At 65.8% G+C, this 21,017-nt stretch carries 1 protein-coding gene (only partly in view); it reads right to left on the bottom strand.

Annotated features, from left to right (window positions below; translation table 11 throughout):
* Positions 1–21,017, bottom strand: the 5' portion of a protein-coding gene (locus tag NA4_RS11305) for a LuxR C-terminal-related transcriptional regulator (protein WP_218022284.1). Its footprint begins 10,759 nt before the window's first position; only the first 21,017 of its 31,776 coding nucleotides appear in the window; the start codon lies at positions 21,015–21,017; the stop codon falls past the left edge of the window.

Here is a 21,017-nt window from a genome sequence, read left to right as displayed (position 1 = left end):
ATGTGTCCGGCAACGGTGACAGCGGCACTGTCGATTTTGTTGCGTTTGTCGCGGATTTTTTCGACGGCTATGGCAATGGGGTCGAGGCCCTTGGTCTTCATCGGGCGGAGTTGGGCGCCGAGGGTCTCTTCGGTGATGCGCCAATTGTCTTCGGCCTTCCATCGCGGGTCGCTGTCGACGGGTTCCGGTGCGGTGTCGTCGCCGAGCGCTCGGTGGACGCGGCTCATGTGGATGGCGCAGTTGCCAATGACCTCCGGCGCGGGTGCCTCCGGCGCGGGGGTGGGTGTATTCGGAGCCGTGTGCGTGGGCGAGCCCGCGCTCGCTTCTGCCGGGATGTGCGTTGGCGCGGTTGCGGTCTCGGTCCCGGCGGGGCGCTCGCGTCGTCCGAACCACCCGCGGCCGCCTTTGCTGACGATCCGGTAGAAGACGCGGCCCTGTCTGACGAAAAGGACAACGCCGTAGCCGACCGCGGTGATTGCGCTGATGGTCGCCGCCAGCGCGGCAACCGTGTCGCCGCTGTGCGCGTTCGCTGCGGCACCGCCGATGAGGGCGCTGGCTACGAACAGACCGGCACCGGCGGGGACATTCGTTATCCCGCCTTTCACGCCTCCTACTCGACCGAATATTTCTGAGGGGATGGCTTTTTGCTCGTAGGTGCCGGCCTTGGCGATCATGGTCCACATAACCATCGAGTCCCAGAATGTTGCGGCCGCTATTACTGCAGGGTCGGTTGTCGCGGCCTGGAGCGCGAAGCCCCCGGCCATATTGGCTAGTGCTATCGGGTAAAAGGTGGTGGTCTTTACGTTACGAGTCACCTTCGAGAGAACGCCGCTCATTATCCCACCAATGGCGGGTGCGGCAACGACCGCGCCTCCTGCCCAGCCCAGGTCGGAGGCTTCCACTACGGTGGCGGTGCGGAAGCCCATCATCGCAAATGCGGCGTTGTTTATCGCGGTGATTGCGGTGTAGTCACGAAGAAACTTGTCGTCCCACAGTGCCCGCGCACCGGTTGCAATATCACGGAACAGGGACTGCGGCGCGCTGAAGGTCTGGGGCGGCAACGACAAGTTCTTTATGTTTACCCAATTCGTCAGATAGGAAAGGGTGTTCAGTCCGAACGGCGCCGCGGGCGCGATGCCGGCCAGGCCGGGACCAAGGGCTTGTCCGGTGACAGATGCAGCGGATCCGGTGACATTCCTCAGCTCGTTGCCTGTCTGCTTCTGTGCATCGGTGACAAGAAGGTCCTTGGCCGCTGCTTGAAAGGCGCGGAAATAATAGGTGGCCGCAGTACCTTCGACCAGTGATGCCGCGGCGACCGTAAGGGCGAGATTCGGCGCATCGAAAAGGAACAAACCGGTGGTGGTGGCGGCAGCCGCCGCGCCGATCGCTTGGGCCCGGAGCATTATTTTTCGCCGATCGGAACGGTCGGCGCCGCGGCCGGCCAATGGCTCGGCGCCCTTTGCAAGCCACCACGCGGCGGCGGCTATGGCGGCGGCCGCCGCTGATTGGTCCGCGTTCAACAGCGCATAGGGTCCGGCAGTCGTAGCGAGGCTGGTGCCGAAAATATTGCCGACCTCTGCCGGGAGATACCACTTGCCCAGCAATAGGCGTGCGAACGGTTTGTTGACTACGAGCAGCCCTCGCGTCGACAACGACTTCTCGGCGGGCGGATCGGTCGGTTGCTGTGATGTGGCGGGCTCCTCAGCGGGCTCGTTGCCCGCTGGCTCCTCCGGATCGCCGAGGTCGATCGCTACGGGGTCGATGCCTCCGGGGCGGCGTGCTGATTTGTCGGTCTGCGGTGTCTGATCAGTGGTCTCGGCCGGCGCGGCCGGATTGCGCGGGGCGGCCGCGGCGGTGCTGCCGGCCTGGCCGGCTCGGATTGCTGCGTCCAGCTCGTTGCGCCCCTCGACGCCGAGTTCGGCGTCGATCGACGTGGCTTGCTTCTGCACCGCCCACGGCGTTATTGCGAGAGCGTGTGGCACGAACTCTTTCCGAGTGCTGCCTGCGTTCCGCGCGGCCTCGGCGAGGGACGCTCTGTCCTTCCAGGGTGTCCAGCCGTCTGTTCGAGGCTCCGATGCGGCCGGATCGGGCCGAGCAGTGGATGGCGATTCGGATGGCTGCCACGGTGTCCGTGCCGGCTGCCGTTTTGTATCACTCGGCGCGGCATGCGGCGGGCGGTCGGGCAGCTGCCCGGGGCCGAACTGTTCGATGATCGTGCGGTACATCGACTCCGGGTCGTCGCCCATCCGCACGCCCGCCATCTCCAAGCCCCGCACGATCTCGTACACCGTGTGCTGGTGGGGAAGCATGAAGGCGAACAACGCCGCAATGAAACCGTGCCGGGAGACGCCCGGCGGGCGCAGCCAGTCGAAGCGGGCGAGCATCCGGGTGGCGGTGCCGGAAATGCCTGCGTTCGAGGGGATTTCCTGCTCGGCCAGCCTGCGGATGTCGTCGTTGCTGTCGTCGGGGGCGACGTAGACGTATCCCGGTCGCCACGGGAGCTGGATGACCCGTTCGGAGTGGTCGAGGGCGAAGGCTTCCTCGGGACCGACAGTGCCCTCATCGTGATAGACGCTGATAGATGCGATGCGGCAACCATTTTCGTCGACCATTCGCCGTCCGCGTGGGTCGAGGATGTAGGTGGGCGCGACATAGGCGACAGAGTTGTCGTGTTCTCTCAGCTGGGCTTCCAACCGGGAGGTATCGACGCGGCCGTCCTCGAGACGCGGGATTGCCACGCCGTCCTCGAGTTCGAGTTTGCTGATACGCAGCACTCTCCGCTCCGGCATCGCGGCGAATTCGCGCAGCGACAGCGGCATGCCCAGCGCGGCGGCATCCCGGGAAGTGGGAGTGAGACGTGGCACGTCCGAATTTCGTTCGGGGAATGCCGCCTTTCGCCGCTCGTACTCCGCGTAGGCCCGATCGGCGGCGTCGCCGTGCTTCCGCACGTACTTGACCGAGTTGAGGTCTTTCCAGGTGATCGGTTCTCCGGGCTGCTTGTCCTCGAGAACGGCCGCGCGAACCGCCTCCAGCGCGTCGAAGTCCAGCCCCAGTTCGCGCGCTTTGCTCCGTCGCCACTCCTGCGTCTGATTCATGTACCGGGCGATGCCCTGGTCCAACGTCAGACCCACGCCTGCTTCCAGCTCGGCATTGCGAATCATGGCGTTGAGCATCGCCGACAACAGTTCGCGCAGGTTTCCGTCGCGCTTCAGCTCGTCCATCGGCACCGACGGCAGCACCATGCCGCCCCACCGCGGCCTCGCGGACGCGTCGAAAACCGCTCGGATCCGCTCGTCCCGCTCCGTCGCGGGCAGATCCTCGAGCACGTCCTGGAACAGGCCCCTGATCACTCTCTCCAGCCGGTCCAGCACCGCCACCGCCGCAGCCTTGACCTCCGGCCGACCGTAGAGGTACCGGGCCAGCTCCGCCTCCTGGACCCGATGCAGCAGAGGACCAGGCCGTGAAACGCTCACATTGAGCGCTGCGGTTCCCGGCGGTGTCTCACTCTGTGCGGGTCGAGCCCACGGGGTGGCGCCGCGCGTCGTGGTGCCCTGCGCTGATTGCTCCGCCGGTCCAGAGGCGCGCGACGGCTGTGGTGTGACCGGCGCAGGTTCGTCGGCGTCGCCGAGATCGATGGCGACGGTGTCCGGTCTGCGGGGTGGCCTAGGCGTGCTCGCTTCGCTCGCGGGTTCGTCGATGGCTCCCAGCCGCACGGCTTTCATCAGCATCGGAGTTCGCTCTGTCTCGCCGAGTACGGCGCCGATCCGGGCTCGGCGGCGTTTGACGGTGAGCGTGGCCACGCCCAGCACCTCGGCGATGGCCTGATCCGTGAGGCCGTCGGCCATCAACTGGAGGAGTTGCCGTTGCTCGCGGGACAGTCGGACGGTACCGGCCGGTGGTCGGTCCCCGTCGTGGATGAATCCCTGCCGCTTGGCCGCCAGGACCGTCGGGATGACGCCGGCGGTACCGAACTTCTTGGCCGCACTCCTCTGGTAGTTACTGACCGCCTTCGGGTCGACATCCAGCCGTCGCCCGATTTCCGCATAGGTCAAACCCTGGTAGATCAGGTTGAGCACCTCGAGTTCCCTGCTGGTGAGCCAGGGAGAGAATGTCGTTGTGGACGGGCTGCTGGGTCGGTCGATCCGAGCTACGCTGCTTGCGGCCCGAGCCGGTAGCTGGGCAGGGAAGTTCGCGGCGGCCGCCACCGCTGTGGCCAACTGGCGTGCTGCGACCCAGAGCGCATCACGATCGGATTCGGTGCCGTTGGGCGCGGTAGGTGATGTGCCCGGACCCGTGGGCCAGAAGGCGCGGATCAAGCGGTCACGCCGGTGGCTCGGCAACCCCTCCAGGATCCGCCGCACATCCGTGGTTCGGGCTTCGGCCAGCAGCCGGATCAGTGGATCGGTTTGCTCGAGTTGTGCGCACTCGGAAACGAACTCGCGGATGCTGAACCAGGGGCCCGCGATACTGCGATGGTTCCGGATGACTTCTCGCGCAATGTTGTTCAACCACAACTCGATATTTCGGTTACCGAGCTGCGCGAGGCGCCCGATCGCCGTAGCGCATATCTCGTCGGCGATGTGGTGCGCGGCCGTTTGACCGAAATTCTTTGCGAGGCGCGGTATCTCGGCCTGGAGCCGTTGCCGGAGCAGGGCGGTCGCGAGCTCCGGTCGTCCGCTCGCGACATGCTGCTCGAGGACCTGCCGCAGCTGCAGTGCGCTGTCCCACGGGGTGCCGACTCTGCCGGCGGTGTTCGCCTCCTTAGTCGTGCCGTGCGGTCCCCCGATGCGATTCGGCGAGTTCCGCGGCGGGGTGGTTCCGGGTTGTCGTGACCCGACCGGCGTGGGATCGGCTTCGTCCGGACCGAGGTCGATCGCGACGGGGTCAGGGCCGCGATTGGCCGGGGTCGCGGGCCCGTCGTGGTCCGTCGCCGCATTCGCGGGGGTGTCGATGTTCGCGGCCGACAGGAATGCCGCTGCGGCGGTTACGTCGTCGGCTGTGCCCGCTTCGATGCCTGCCCGTACCAGTGCGCGCGTGACGGCGCCGAGATCGCCCGGGGCCTCGGCGAGCGATCGCCGGACGATGGCCGCGATGGGTTCGGGGTCGTCGGGACTGATCGGTTCCCACACACCGTCCGTCAGCGCCAGGACGACACCGTAGCCGCGTATGTCTCGGGCCTTCTCGCGCGGTTTCAGCCCGTCCAGAGACCGGCCCAGGTCGTGGGTGAGACCCGGGCCGCCGATCGACGAGTGTTCGGCTTCTTCGCGGGTGATGTCGTCGAAGACGTCCAGCATATCCTGGACCTTCGAGTCGTCCCTGGTCAGCTGTATCGGCGGGCCGCCGTCCAGCGGAATCCAGTACGCCCGGCTGTCGCCTACCCAGTCGACGGTGAGCCGTCCCGACTCCATCAACGCGACCACGATCGTGGTGGCGGGCGGCTTGTCTGCGGGCGACTCCGGGGGCAGGGCGAGTACCGCCTCCTGAGCGGCGGCCACCGCGCCTTCGACTACGGCCACCGGATCGATCCGGCCGTCGCGGTCGGCCTGCCGCAGCGCCGCCACCACGAAATCGTGGGCGGCTGCCTTGGCGGCGGCGGAGGCGCGGTGACCGCCCTTCGGCCGGGAGAGACCGTCGTTCACGATCAGTGCGGTGGCCTCTTCGCCACCGACATTCACTCGGATCAGGGCAAAGGCGTCCTCGTTGTGCGCGTGCTGGCCCTGATCGCTCGCTGCCGCGACCGAACCCAGATCCTCCACCGTCAGGTTCTGTTCGACATAGCGCCGCGGTGCGGTTTCATCGGAGCCGCGGGGTTCCTCGACATGGTGTCCCCGTGGGTGTTCCGATCCGGCCTGCGCTGCGCGGTCCTCGGAGGTTCGATCGGGCGACGCCGACCCGCCGGGACCGGGCTCGGTGAGATCGTGCTGCCGGGGCTGGGTCTGTGCGATGAAGTCGGGCTGTCCGTCCGCGCCGGGCCAGACGACGGGTGCGCCGGGTTGCGCTGCCGGGGGAGCGGCCGTCGCGCGATGCTGCGGTTCGCCGAGCATCTGCGCGATATTGCGGACCGCGCGGTCGGCCATGCCGTAGCTCTCGGCGGCTTGCGCGAGTCGTCGTTCTCGATCGGTCGCACCGGCCAGGGCGGCGGCCGCAGTGTCGCGAATCTGGGTCGCCGCCAACAGCTCTGAGATCGTGCGGAAGTGGTCGAGCAGGAACGAGAGGCGCTCCCGGCCTATCCGTGTCAGATCCCATTGCTCCGCGAAGGTCAGCAGTTCCTCCAGCCACTGCGACATATCTCGCAGCGCGTCATAGCGCCGCGTGGCCTCGGCGAGCTGATGGCGGTCGGGGGTGCTCTCCGCATCGATCGCTGGCCCCGCGGCCACCATCTCCCCGAAGATCGTTTCGGCCACGTCGCGCAGCCGTTCCGTCTCTCCTGGCCGGAGGTGGTCCGCGGGCCGGGTCACGATCAGCGTGTCTGTTTGGGGGCGGGGCTGTGCCCAGACCTCCGCGACGGCGGCGAGAGCCGATCCGAGCCGGATCTCCGCGGCGTCCTGCCGGGCCCGCAGGACGGCCGGCGTCCCTTCCCGCAGCCCCTGCTCGTAGGCGGCGTTTGCCTCGGCGGCTTCGTCCGCGCCGGCCAACCATGCCGACATCTGGTGCGCGAACTGCTCCAGCAACCGCAGCCGTTCCGCCGGGACCTGCGCATCCGGCTGGCGCCGCGCGGCCACCAGTTCATCGATCAGAGCGGGTGCGCGATTCAGCACGGGATCGTTCGAGACCTCCGCTGTGCCTGCCAGTCTCGCGGCGACCGCGGCACGCAGCGTCCGCAGCTGTTCGGTGTCCCGGGATTCCACGTTGTCGGACTGCCGGTCCGCGGGTGGGTTTTCGTCGGGGCCGAGGTCGATAGCGACGGGGTCGGGTCCGGGGGAGGCGGTCGGCCTGGCGTCTTCCGGCTGCTCCGTCCGGCGAGCGTCATTAGCTTTGAATTCCCGGTGCTCGCCGCGGACTCCTTCGGCGTCGTCGAGGAGACCGGACTTCTCGCGATACTCCTCGACCAGCGGGAGTGCGCGGGCCTGGCGGGCGTTCAGCTTGCCTTCTCGCTCGAGTTGCAGCAGCGCCCCCAGCAACCTGTCCACCGCTGCTGCGCTCGACAGATCTGCGCGCCCGTTGCTGAGTTCGAGGAGTTGCTGCCGCAGTGCGTCGACTTCCTGCCGCAACGTCTTCAGTTTTCCTGGATCCGCGACCAGTTCCTGGGTTGTGGGCAGCGGGGCGGGGTCGTGTTCGTTGGGGTCACTCGGTGCCCGGTGGGTTGAAGCTGTCGATTCGGGCGTTTCCGGTTCGTCGAGGGCGAGTGCGACAGGGTCGATTCGGTTGCCGGGCGTGGGTGGGTGCTGGCTGTCGGTGTCCGTGGGTGGGGTGGACTGGTTCTGCGTCCCATCATTCGCGTCGGTGGGATCGGGGTCCGAGCCTTGGAGTGTTGCGATTTCTTGGTTCGTTCGTCCGGCGGCGACCAGGTTGAGTGTCTCCCGCTGTCGGTCGGTCACCGGGGGGCGTTGCGTGGCGGATTCGGTGTTGCCGTGCCTGCCCAGGATGGGGTTGTCGGTGCCTCCGAAGTTGGCGTTATCGGGTGGAGGAAGGGGGGTGAGGGTGCCTTTGAGGCCGGTGTCGCCGGGGTCGGTGATGGTGGTGAAGTAGGCGACGAAGGCGCGGTTGATGGTGGGGTAGGACTGTGTCCACTTTTCGCGGATGCGGACCCGGGCAACGTGTTTGCCGGAGATGTGGGGGTGGTCGGGATCGGTGGCGGAGGGTTGGGCGATGGTGGTGTCGAAGATGATGGCTTGGCCGTTCAGCTGCGTGACGTAGTAGCTGTGGGCGTTGCCCTGATCGTCCTCGATGACGAAAGCAGCGCTGTGGATCTCGTTGTCGGGATCGAGGATCGCGTCGATGTACGCGGCGAGGGGGTCGTTGTCGGGATTGTCCCAGGTCTCGGGTACGGGGATTTCGTGGATGCCGGTGCCAAGGCCGGTGACGAGTTCGCGCCATGCTGTCGCGTCCTTGTGCGGTATGCGGGCGCCGACGAGGCCGTCCTCCCCGGCCACGCGGACGGATTGGACGACGCAGTTGCGGATGTAGTCGGGTACGGGGTCGGGGTTGGCCGGTTGCTCTGCGGAGGTGTGCTGTTCTTCGACGGCGTCGCGAAGGAACCGGCCTGTCGTCGTGTATCGGGCGGCGGCGGCCTTCTTCGAGCCGAGTTGGCGATGGGCTGTGGCGATCTCGCCGTCGGGGGGTGTCCGCCAGTGTTCGACGGATTGTTCGATGGTGTTCTTGCCATTGGCGAAGATGAGACGTCGGACCGCCACGGTGCTTTCGGTGATCATGATTTGAGTGCCGCGGCCGCCTTCGCGCTCCCATGCTTGTTCGTCGTCGGTCCAGGGCGGCAGTTTCGCGGCGGTTCCCGGTGCGAGCTCGTTGGTGACGGTGACATGCACGTCGCCGGTGGCCGACACGGAGAGGTCGAGGACTTCTTCGGGTGCGAGTCCATGGTCATCGGCGTTGCTGTAGAGGTGCTTCTTGGCGTTGGTGACCAGTTCGCTGACCGCTCGCAGTATCGGCGCGATCTCGTTGCGGGACAGCCACGGAAGCCGTTGTTCGACGGCGGTTCGCGTACGTCCGACCTCGGGCTGATAGCGGGGAACTTCGTCCTCGTCCCCGAACATCTCCAGCATTCGGGCGAGATCGAGTTCGTCCGCAGAGGCTCGGTCGGGTGGCCGGGCGGCGCGTTCGACGGGCCGTGGTGTCGGGTCCAGGTGCCAGTCGACTTCGACGTAGCTGTGATCGCCGGTGATGTCGGTGAGATGGACGTGCAGTTCACTGCCGGTGAGTTGGGCGGTGACGGAGATGGTGCCGATTCCCCATCGGACCGATGCGCAGACGGCCGCGGTGATGTCGCGGATGAAGTCGGGGTTCGCCCAGCCGTCCAGCAGGGTGGTGAGTTGTTGCGCTACGAGTTCGGCCGCTGTGGTGTCACCAGCGGTGATATCGGTGACTTGAATACGTGACGGTGCCGTGTTCGGAGTTTCCGATTCGGAGGTGTGCGGTGTGGGTTCGGTATCGTCGAAGTTGATGGCGACAGGATCGATGTGGGGGCCGCGGGGCCTCTCCCGCTCCCAGCCACCGGCACTCGGTGGGTTTGGATCGCGGTCAGCGAATGCGGCCCGAAGTTTCGGCACGGCCACACCCAGGATATGCTCGACTTGCTCAGGTGAGATTCCCAAACGTCTCGCCACCCGCGTCACCGAAAGATCTTCGTACAGGCGCAGTCGTATTGCGTGTTCCGCGAGTTCGGGATCGGGCAGATCTGATAGGGCTTGCCGTAGCCTGCCTGAAAAGTCCTTGGAAAACGGCTGAATCGCGGTCAGGCGTTGATCGAGAATTGCGCGTGCCTTGGAGACTTGCGACAGTTCGAGGTTCAGCGATATCGCGATCTCGGTGTCGGGGACCGAATCCGGTTTGTCGAAAGTTCGGAGGTAAGTATCCACTCGGACGACAAGTTTCCGGGTGGTCTCGTCCATATCTGGAAATCGGTGCTCGAAATAGTCGTCCTTGCAGGCGCCTCGGGCAGTCGCCCATGCGAGATCGGAGAAATCGTCTACCGGGGCGAAGTTCAGAATGGCGATAAATATGTCGTCGGCAGCCCGGCTCCCATCCGATTCGTCCCAGCCCGCAGCCACCGCACGGGCAATCCACGCGTATTCCTCAAATATTTCCACATGGATCTCGTCTTCCTCGCGAGATCCTCGCCGCGTGGCGATCAGATCCCAGAACCGGCGCTGTATTGCCGGATTGGCCACTGTCGCATCCGGGCGTGCATAGAAGCGTCGGAGTGCCTTGACCAGTACATCGTTGGGAAATCCGAGGTTGTCCCGCAAATTCCGAAGCACGATGACTCGTGGCTTCGACAGGCCCCGCTCCATCCGGGAAATTGTCGATGTGGCTGTTTCGGCCTGCTCGCCGAACTTTGCTTGCGTCATCTTGAAATGTCGCCGCAGTGCTTTCAGCCATTGATCGATCGACGCGTAACGCGGATCATCGGGGTCCGGCAGCATTCGCGGCACGGATGCTGGGGGCGGAAATAGTTCAAGTAACTTTTCCTGTCGTCGACCGGGTGCGATTTCCTCCGATCGGGAGTCGGCTGCGGTGATAGCCATAGCCACCATCTCAGAGCGCGTCTTGGCGCCGAGTAGGTGACGAATATCCCTGAAATATATGCCTACTGCTGCGGGAGTTCTTCCGATGAGTTTCGCAATCTCCGGATCGGTCCTACCTTCTGCCGCGAGCCCGATCAGTGTGATATCTCTCGGCCTCAGCTCGGCCGCAGCCGATCCGTCGTCCGGTCCTTCGATAATTCCTCTACGTATCGCATATGCTACTACTCCTGGGCCCCGGCCCGGTATTTCGAATCGTTTGGCTACCTGGGCCAGTTGCTTCTCGGCTGTTCTGGGCGGTGCATGCCAGTGCTCGTCTATCGCGCTGCTGACCCAGCCTTTGGCGAGCAGGTGCAGCAGTTCGATCTGCTGTTCCGTGATATCGAAATTCGCTGTGTCGCCCTCATGGCGCTCAGTCATTGCAGGCCGTGATGCAAGAATGATGCCTGCCTGTGCTGCGCTGTCCAACAGGTCGCCGCGGAATTCGATTCCGAGCTTGTGTGCGATTTGGAGCCAGCGCGCGACAATATTATTCTCGGATACTTTCCAGCGCTCCGCGATCTCGATATCGGTATTTCCCGCCACCGCCATCCGGAACAATTCCTTCTCACTCTCTGTGAGAGCGCGGTAGAGTTCCTTATCCCCCACCGTCATGGTGTGCGGTGTACGAGTGGCCGAGTCCGGGCGGGGGGCCTCGGTGAACCAGTGATGTGCTGCATCGAGTGCCGATTCGCGAACGTTGAGGTTCATGAGACGGGCGATCAGTAGAAAGTGTCCGGCGACGCGGGGTGTCGAGATCCCCCAACGTTCCGCGATCTCCTCATTGGATAGGCCTGACGCGGCAAGTCCGAGCAATTGGAGCTGCAAGCCATTCAGCTCGGCCGCGCCAACCGGGGTCGTCGAGTGCCTGCCCCGTTCAGCGGCAATGGCGAGTACGAACGTTTGGACAGCGGACCACACCGCGCGGTCCCGCGCCGGGCGATTGCCCTGGGGCAGCGACTGCGCGGCATCGCCGGACCAGAAGCGGCCAAGCCTCGCGCGCTGCGTGGCATTCAGTGCCTCCAGCGCCCGTTGCAGCTCCGACGTCGTCGCCTCGGCCAGCGGTTGCCGGAGTTCTTCCGCGCCTCCGGCTTCAGTGAAGACCTGCTGGATACGTTGCCGGAACTGCGCAAACTCGGCGTGTTTGGGCATGAGGTTGCGCGCAATGAATACCACCCAAGCCTCGACGTTCCGGTCAGGAATCTGAGCGAGACGGTCGACACTCGCCGCGAATGCTTCGTCTGTGACCTCCTGCGCCACTCGGGGTTCGGCAAAGGCTCTTGAAACCCACCGAAACACCTTGTCGCCGAACTCGTGCCGCAGCACAGCGATAGCTTTATCCCGGCGACCCTGCGTGACGTATCGCTCGAGCAACTGCCGCAGCGCGGTTCTGGGCACATGTGCGCCGGGCGATCCCAGCCCAGCCCCTGATGGGGTACTTGCCGGATCGATCGGTTCATGGGCGCTACTGTCGCGTGATTCCTCTTTCTCGAGGTCCCGGACGCTGGGGTCCTCGGAGTCCCCGAGGTCGATAGCGACAGGGTCGGGACCGGACACCCGACCGATGGTGGGTGCGAGTTGATCCAGGCGGGACAGAACCTTGTTGAGCAGGTCGATCTCGGCTTCGCTGATGCGTGAGGCAGCGGCCCGTCGTTCCTCCTCGGCCTCACGACGACCGCGCTCGAAGGCGGTTTCGCCGGGTGGTGCCTGGGCGACTGCGCTTCGTCCAGCTATATGCTCATGTCCGAATGGCATTGCGCCACTCGGCCGTGTCTCACTCAGCGGCGTGGCGACGGGTATTCCGGCCAGGTGCTGTCCGAGTTGCCGGACGGTGTTGACCACGAACAACTTGGCTGTCGCCTCATCCCGATATCCGAGACCGGACACCATGGTTTCGAGGGACAGCCTGCGTGTGAAGACAGCGCGGATGATCTTCCGTTGCAGGTCCGTGAGCGTGCCGAGCGCTTCCTCCAGTTGGTCCGGGGTGGCTTCGGACAGCGCCCGTGCCAGCTGGACATCCAATCTGTGTTGCTCGGCAACGAGAATCGAAGCCAGACGTCGAGCGGCGGCGACGGCTGGCCGGGCGGCCGAATCCCGCGGAATCGGTTGTCTCGATCGCAGTTTCGCCAGTATTTGTCGCTCGATGGAGGATAGCTGGTTACTGGCCTCCGCGATCTGTTCGGGGGTGGCCTCGGCCAGCACTGCGGCAGAACCCAACTCCCCGGTCCTTGCCGCCAAGGAATTTGCCAGTGCGGAGCGGTAGGCGTTGAAGCGTGCCGCAGCATCGTCTCGGGGCCGGTCGCGCCCGGGAGTGGCCGGGCTGCTGACATTCAGATCGATCCCTCTGCACCGCGCCACCTCGAGCATTTCCGCCCAGTGAGCGGTTCCCAACTTCGCCGCCGCCGAACGCATGGCGGCGCCGACGTCGCGGCCCGAAAGTGCCAGTATTGTGGCGATCTCGCGGTGGGAGTGACCCTTCGCAACGAGTGCCAGCATGTCGATCTCGCGATCGGTCATGCCGGAATGCTCTGTACCAGAAGCGCTTCGGTCGGTGGTAGCCGATGGTTCGGGTTCCTCCCGGCCGGTTCGCGAGGCTCCGGAGGCGGTGTGTGGCGCGGCGCCCTGCAGCGGGGGCGAGACCTCTTCCTCACGCGGTATATCCGCGATCCGCAGCACACTGTTCTTTTCCTGCCGCGACAACGAACCTATGTCCCGGCCGCTATGCAGACTGTCCGCCAGCTCGAGAAACACCCAACGCGTGGTGACACCGATCTGGTCGAGGTGTCCCCGGAGTTCGGTGACGGTCAATTCGGCGAGGCGGCCGTACCGGGGATCCGATTCGGCTATGCCATCGGAGCGCAGCACCGCCAGCATCTTGGCGCGGAGAGGGTGGAACCATCTGTGCTCCAGCATTTCCCGTGCAGATTCGCGCAATCGCTGGACGACGTCGCCGCCTGAGCTCGAGTCCGAGAGCCGGAATACATCGTCATTGATCTCCAACGCCAATTGCACGGCGCGCGCGAGCCGTTCGCTTCGGCGCCCGCCCCTCGCTGATACCCCGAGCAGCGACAGCACATAGCCGAACGTGTCGAGCCCATGCTGTTCCCTCAGTTCCGCCGGGTTTGTGGGAGCGGCGGGAGCTGCTTCGACCGTATCGGCGCCGGGCAGGATGCCGGCACGGATAGCCACTGCGACCGTCTGCGGTCGGTTGCGGGTACCGAGTTTCTCGCGGATACGGGCGAGCGCCTTGTCCACCGCGCTCGAGGAAGTCTGGAGGTTCTCCGCGATATCGGCGTTCGTATCGCCGTTCGCGATCCGGGTGAGCAGATCGATTTCGGCGGTGGTCAACTCGGGAACTTCCACGGCGGTCCGGGCAGTCCCCGGCAGGAGTCCGGCGCGGATGGCGATGGCCACCATCGCTGCCCGGTTGTGCACGCGGAGCTTGCGGCAGACACGCATCAGGTAGTCGTCCACGGTGAGCGAGGACAGGCCCAGCGCCTGCGCGATGTCTTTGCTGGTCTCACCGTTCGCGATCCGATTGACCACGTTGGTTTCGTAATCGGCCAGCCATATTCGGCCGGTGCCCGGGACGGCGTCGGCAGGGTCGGCGAGCGCGAGGTCGCCGGTTCTTACGGCAGCAGCCATAATTCCAGGACGGTTGCGTGCGCTCAGTTTCCGGCCGACTCGACCCACCAACTGGTCCACGCTTCTCGGAGAGATCTCAAGGTCTTGAGCGATGTCGTCGCTGGTGTCTCCGTTCGCGATCCGCCCGAGTACGTGGATTTCGCGACTGGTGAGTTGGAGATCTTCGCGACCGGGTGTCTCGCCGTCGGCGCGGGGACTGCCGGGGAGAATGCCTGTGCTCAGTGCGATGTACACCGCTTCCGCACGGGTACGGGCACCGAGTTTGTGGCGAACCTGGGTCGCGTAGATGCTCACGGTCCCCGGGGACAACCCGAGCTCATCTGCGATCTCGGGGCTCGTCATATCCGCAGCCATCAACTCGAGCACCTCGAACTGACGCTTGGTAAGCCCACTATCCGTCTGCTGTGACGAGTCGGTTGCGTGCGTTTCGGCGGCTGTTATCACCTGCTCGCCGGCGTCGGCCAACCTGTTGAGCGCACCTCTTTGCACCAAGCTGATCGCCGCGCCACGCCGCATTGCGTCCACCGCCTCGGTGACGTGTTTGCGCTGCGTGGCATTCAGCCCGAACCAGCCGTCTACCAGACCTCCCACGATGCCGTGCAGCCATTCGCTGGGATCCGTGCCCGCATCGGCACGCCATCGGTGCGCCTCCGCGATCCGAAATGCCATGCGGTTGAGCTCCTGTGCCACCTGTACGAGCGGCCGCAAGTCGCGGCCGGTCGGCGAGGCCGGAACCCCGAGCCGGGCAAGCACTTCCCGAAGTGCGGCCCTGCCGTATCGTTCGCGTAGCTCGTTGAACGCCGTTGCATCCCCCTGCCGCGCGCGCTGCAGAACGGTGTCCGGCTCCGGGTTCGAGACATCCTCGGCGAGGTGGGCCGGTTTCGCCTTGGTGGATCCGCCGGTGTCCGAGCGAGGAGTCGGTGAGTCCGGGACGGGTTGCGTCGGGTCCGGCTGCGCATCGTCGGGGTCACCGAGGTGGATCGGGGCCGGGACAGCTGCCCGCGCGTGGGACTGACTGTGCTGCTGCCAAAACTCCGGTGGGAGCGCCGACCTGCCGTCAGGTCGTCCGGGCCCCGCCGTGCGTGATGAATTACCTTGGGGCGCTGGCGGTTCGGGCGTCTGTGCGGTGCGATCCGGGGACGATGCGACCGTGGCGCGGTGCTCCGCCTGGAGCCGGGCCAACTCGTCGAGCACGAAACCGGTGTCGGGGTTCAAGTATGCGATTTGCTGTTCCGCGTAGTTGGCGCGGGCGGTGGGGGACATAGCGCGCCATCTCGCGGCAAGGGATGCGGACGGGCCGTTCGAGGCGATGCTCGTGCCGGACTCGGACGCGGCCGGGACCGGACCGCGATAGTCCGCCTGCACCAGGGCATTGCGCTGTTCGGCTTCCCGCAACACCTGGAAATACGGAATGTCTCGAAGCAGGGCTTGCAGGACGTAGGCGGGATGTGTGCGATCGGCCGGTGCGGTCCTGCCGAACGCGTTGTTCGCCTCGGCCAGTGCTTCTGCCGGATTGAACACTTTGAGGTCGCCCAGCCGGGGTTCGTAAGTGCCCAGTTCGTCCCTCTTCGTCGCCGCGTCCGGATCGGGATGAGCTTGTTCGAATTCGCCGGTGAGTATTTGTCTGCGAGTGTGGGGATCGAGCTGCTGCAGCCAAGCGTCGTATACGAGTCTCATATCGACCCAGCCCGCTCGATCGTCTTCTTCTGTTTGCTCGCCGAAAACCCGGCGCAGCGGACCGGTAACCCGTGAGATCCCGGCTCGTTGCAGCCATTTGTCGAAAGCCGCCCGACTTTCGAATTGATTCGTCCACGATACGAAGGCCTTGTACAGGCGATCTTCTTCTGTGGACTTCTTCCTACTCCTGCTGTATGAGTCGAGCTGACCCAGCCAATCATCGAAAGCAATTTCCGATGGCAGCATGTCCGCCTTCTTGAAGGCCACGAAATGCTCGTACAGGAAACCGAAGGCCCGCGCCTCTTTCGAGTCTGCGGAGCGTACCTCCGCCGTCTGATCCGATTTCTCGGAGCGTGCCTCCCCGGTATCTTCCGCCTTCTTGGCGAGCTCTTCTTTCTCGTGTCTGATTCGTTCCTTTTGTATCGGCCGCTTTTCGTAGATGCCCTCTCGGGCGTTCTTGTCTTGCAGGTGCCCCATCTCGTGACTGACGGCGTCGTACGCAGGATCTCCGGTCGGGGCCATCAGGCGGCCTGCCTGCACCGCCTTCCGCATCGTTTTCCGGAATTTCTCCTGATCACCGAAGAGGTTCTCGTTCAGGACCATGAAGGTCGGAGCGTCCTTCTCGATGCCGTCGGGAGTCCAGATACAGGCACCGGTATTGCCGACCATGGGGGCGACCAGTACGACGTCGAGCTTGATCTCCTGCCCTGCCGCGAAACCGTCGACTATCGCATTCCTGATCGACAGAGCCGTGTCGACGGAGATCCCCGGCTTGTCCAGTCCGAGCACCTCGATGTCGAACGTCTCGAACAACTGCCGGGCAATGGCCTGCTTGGTTTTTCGATCGGCCTCGGCCGTCCTCGCGGAGTTCGCACGGTCGCCGTTCTCGGCCGAGGGTTTCCGTTGCCGGGCCGTCGAATCGGCCGCCTGCACTGCGATCTCCTGCGCGACCCACTCGAGCAAGGCGACCTGGGCGTCGGTGAGGTCAGTGCCGCGGGACTGAGGACTCAGCGCTTCGGTGACGAGTCGGCGTACGGCGGGATTCAGGTGATTAAGGCTGTCGAGCCACGTGTTTAGCGCTCGGCTGAGCAGCCAGTCGCCGATGTCGATGCCCGGGGGGACTTGCCAGCCATCGGCTTCGGCGGCGCCGAGCGTGGCGCGGGCGACGGCGTGCGCCAGGAGCTGGATCCGCGTGGGTGGGGTGCCGTGCTCTGCATCCCCGCTGAGTACGGCACACATGGCCTGGGCGGTGGCGGGGCCGAAATGGCGGTCCAAGGCCTGCGCGGCGGATCGGTCGCCCTGCTGCGCCCGCTGCAGTGTCTCGGTGCGGTCGCCGGCGGGCAGCAGGTCGAACGGGACGGTGGTACCCGCAGCGGCCGCGAGGACAGGCTGGGCGGTCGGCACCTGCGCAACCAACTGGGCGACGGCTGCGCTGTGCTCTTCTTCGAGCCGGCGTCCTTGCTGCAGCACCGTCCCGGCGTCGGTGACGAGTTGACGCTGCGCCGGATCGAGTTGGTTCAGGCTGGTGTTCAACAGATTTCGTGCGGTCTCGCGCACGTGGTCGGCGACGTCGGTGCCGATGGGGATCCCTTGCGACTCGACCTGATCGAATGCCGCGTCGCGGACGGCCTGCGCCACCGGCAGCAACGGTGCGGCCGCCTGTCCGCCGGGTGCGTCCAGCACCTGCAGGAGGTGGCGGAGGGTGCTGTCGCCGTGCTCGTCACGCAGGTTGGGTGCGACCGGTGGGTTACCGGAAGCCAGGTTGGATGTCGCCCCGGCGGCGAGGCCGGCGGCGGTCGGGACGGGGGTGCCGTTGTGGCTGGCGGCAGGGGTGTGCTGTGTGTGCGGGGTCGCATGTGAACCGGTCGCATGCGGAGCCGCTGTCCCTGCGGATTGGGGAGGGGGTTGCTGGGGTTGCTGGGTCGCGGTGCCATGTGCGTCCCTGGGCGGGGCGTTGGCTTGGTTGGCGCTCGCGTACTTGGAGGCGAGCTGATTCTGCTCGACGGCGTCCTTCATCGCCGGGACGGCATGCTTCCACAGGTCGGACTCGGCGTTTCGCAGCGCCGTTTCGGCCCTGTTGAGTTCGATGCGGGTGGCCTCGGTGTTGTGGGCTTCGTGCTGTTCCTGGGCGGCCCGGTGGGCCTGGACGGCTTCCTGGTACTGGACGATCTGCTGCGTGACGCCGTGGTCGGTGACCCGGCCCAGAAAGTCCTCGGGGGAGACGTAGTGCACCGCCGAACCCGGGGTGCCACCGTGCTCCCGGTCGTCGCCGGATCCGCCACGGGCGCCACGACCATCGACCTGGTCGTTCACCCGCTCGGAGTACGACGGCCCGCCGCTGACCTTGACGTCGACACCGCCGAGATCGATCACCTCCTGCGACGGTGTCGGGTCGGCACCGCGGCCTCCGTCCTTGTTGGTGATATAGATGGTGCCCTTGTCCCCGAATTCCTCGATCTTCTGCCTGACCAGGGCCTCGGCGGCGGCATTGCTACCACCGTGCTCGGCGTAGAATTCCGCATCGACCACCTCGAACTTCAGCTCGAATCCCTCGCCGTGTTCTTCCTTCGCCGCTGTGCGAAGCAGGTCGATCAGACCGATCCGCCCGGCATCCGGGTCGCCCCGGATTTCGCCGTTGTCCATGCACACGACCCACTGCGCACGGCCCGTTTGCTCGCCGTCGACAACATGTGCATCCCGCACAATGTCACGGGCCAGCTGCATGAGTTTCGAATGCGTGTTCTCGTAGAATTTCGGCGGTTCCACGACCCGTTGCGATGTATAGAATGTCGGAAGCTCCGGCACCGGCCCCACGCCGTACAGGTCGTAGGTGATGCCCTCGACGCCCTTCATGGTCCCGGACAAACCAGACGGATCGAACAGCAATTTGCTGCCGATCAACTGCTGATCCGACATGCGCAGCGAATGTTCCTGATTCGCCCGGACCGGCAGCCCTTCCTTGAGGTCGACGAACTGACCGACGTCCTGCCAGCGCACCTCGGTCGACTTCGTCCTGTCCCACATCGCCTTGTCGTTGGTTTCGTGAGCGAGGATGCCGATCTTCGCGCCCTCGCCTTCGTCCGCCCGGGTGATGTAGTGCGTGCCCTTCTCCAGCCCCCAGCGGGCGTTGGCGGCATCGGCGTACAGCTTGAGCTCCGAGGCGGTGACCGGTCCACCCGTCACCTTCTCCAGCTTGGCGACCGCCGCCGGGGTTGTTTCTGCGGCCCACATTCCCCGGGTGTTCTCCGGCCTCTTGAAATCCGCTGCCGTCAAACCGTGTTCGCGCTCCGCGGTCGTCAGCCGATCCCAGATCCCCTGCAGTTCGGCGACCACCTCGGGTGTGGCCTCCTCCGCCGCCCCGGGGGAAAGTACGCATTCGGAATTGCCGTCGAAGATGGTGTCGAATTCGTCGATGGTGAGCTTGCCCGCCGGGAACGGGTCGTACCGGAGGTCAAGGCCGTGGTCGGATGCCGCGGTATCCAGCCTTTCCTTGATCAGATCGATCGACGGTTTCGTATTGAGGAAGTCCCGCAGTGCCGTCACCTCCTGGTGCGACATGCCACTGGCCGCGAGCTCGTTCATCATCGAATCCGCGACCTTCAACGCGCGGAACAGGTAGTCCTCCTTCGTGCCGACGACGATCCGGCTACGGCCGGGTACCGGATCCGGCAGCGGACCGTCCTGATCCATCCGGACCACATCGATCCCGGTATCCGACTCCGGCCGCACCACGAATGCCTGCAACTCGGCGGCCAGCTCACCGGCGAGCAGATCACTACTGGTCCATGCATGTGCGGTGCCGTGATCGATGGCGTCGGACACCTTCTTCATCACCATGACGATGGTCTTGCCCTCACCGGTCTTCATATCGACCGGACCGTGCTCGAGCAGCAGGAACGCCGCGGCCTGCGTCTCCCGCACCAGCCGATGCCGGTCGTCACCCCGGCGAATCCATTCCGTCATGGCCGCGACGCGCTCCTCCCTGGATCCCCGCACCATTGTGTCGACCAACGACTCCGGTGATGCGTTCGCGAACGGGCTCGTACCGTCGGCCGTGCTGCCGGGGTTCCGCAACTCCCCGATCGCGCGACCCGCATCCAGGGCCGCGCGTACCCGCTCCTGGGCAACTACCTCGAACACGGCGTCGCGATCGGTGAGCACCCCGGCCTCGTAGTCGTTGATCAGCGAAACACCCGCGTTGTCCGAGATTTCGACCAGGTCACGGGCTCTCGCCTGGGCTGCGGCGTCATGCTGGGCTACCGCCGCCTCGTAGGCATCCCGGCACTCGGCCAACCTCGCCCGAGCCTGCCCGAGCTGCTCCTGAGCGGCCCGCGCGGCTTCGACGGCCACCCGATCCTCCGCCGTGCCCCGCCCGAACAGATCGCGTACCTTGTCGCCGAGGCCGACGCGGGTGGCCCGCTCATGCTCCTCCGCCACCCGTACGGCCTTCTCCTGCCGCTGCAGCTCGGCAAGGGCGGCCCGCTCGCGCTCGGCCGCCGCTCCGACACGCTGCCGGTGGTGTTCGCGCACCAGCTCGTTCTGCTGCCGCTCGGCCGCATTACGCTGCTCTACTTCGGTTCTCGCCCTCGCACGCGCGTCGGCGGGGTCTTCATCGCGAGCGGTTGTCGGTGCGTCCGAGTCATTCTGTGCGCGAGCGGTTGGCGGTGCGTCCGAGTCATCCTGTGCGCGAGCGGGTTCGGACTCGGGTCGTGGCGCGTTCGCGTCGTCGGCGGTATCGGAATTCGTCTTCGCTTGCTGCTCACTCGCACCATCGTCGCCCGCACGACCGCCGGGGACATCGTCTCCGCTGGTATCGGACTCACCGGGCTTCGGTTGCGATGGTCCCGCCTCGTCGACTACATCGGGATGACCTTTGGCCTGTTGCCCATTCGCGCTGTCGTCGCCCGCGCGTGCGTGCTCCGGTGCATTCGCCTCATCCGGATGCGTCGCTCGGGCGGTCTCGTCGCCTGTGGTGCCGTCGGCCGTGCGACCGTGCTTCGACTCCGCTTCGGCGGCCGCGGGCGGTGTGTTCCGGTTGTCATTGTCGGTGGCGTGGGCGGTCGCCGACCCTGACGGGGCACGACCGTCCTCGGCCTGCCCGCGCGCTCCTTCGACCGGTTCGACGGCCGGAGGGCGCTCCGCGCCAGCATTCTTCGGGGCCGACACACGTGGCGGCCGATTGCCTCCGGCAGCGCCGGGTGGCCCACCGGCAGCGGGTGCGCCAGGCTGCACCCCAGCGGCCGGTCGCACTGGGCCACCCGTCGGCTGCGCGGTCTGCCGTTGCTGCCCGGCCGCGTCCACGGGCCTGTCCCCGCCGGGTGTGCGCGGACCGGGATCGCCGCGTTGTGGAGCGGGCGCCGGGTCGGTGACGACCGTCATTGTCGGGGACGCGTCCTGGTCCGGCGACAATCCGCCGACCGAATCCTTGTGCGCCTGCGCCGGTACCAGCTGGGACAC

Origin of the sequence: Nocardia amamiensis NBRC 102102 (assembly GCF_001612745.1) — a bacterium.
GTDB classification, from domain to species: Bacteria; Actinomycetota; Actinomycetes; order Mycobacteriales; family Mycobacteriaceae; genus Nocardia; species Nocardia amamiensis.
This window is presented reverse-complemented; position numbering and strand designations above follow the sequence as displayed.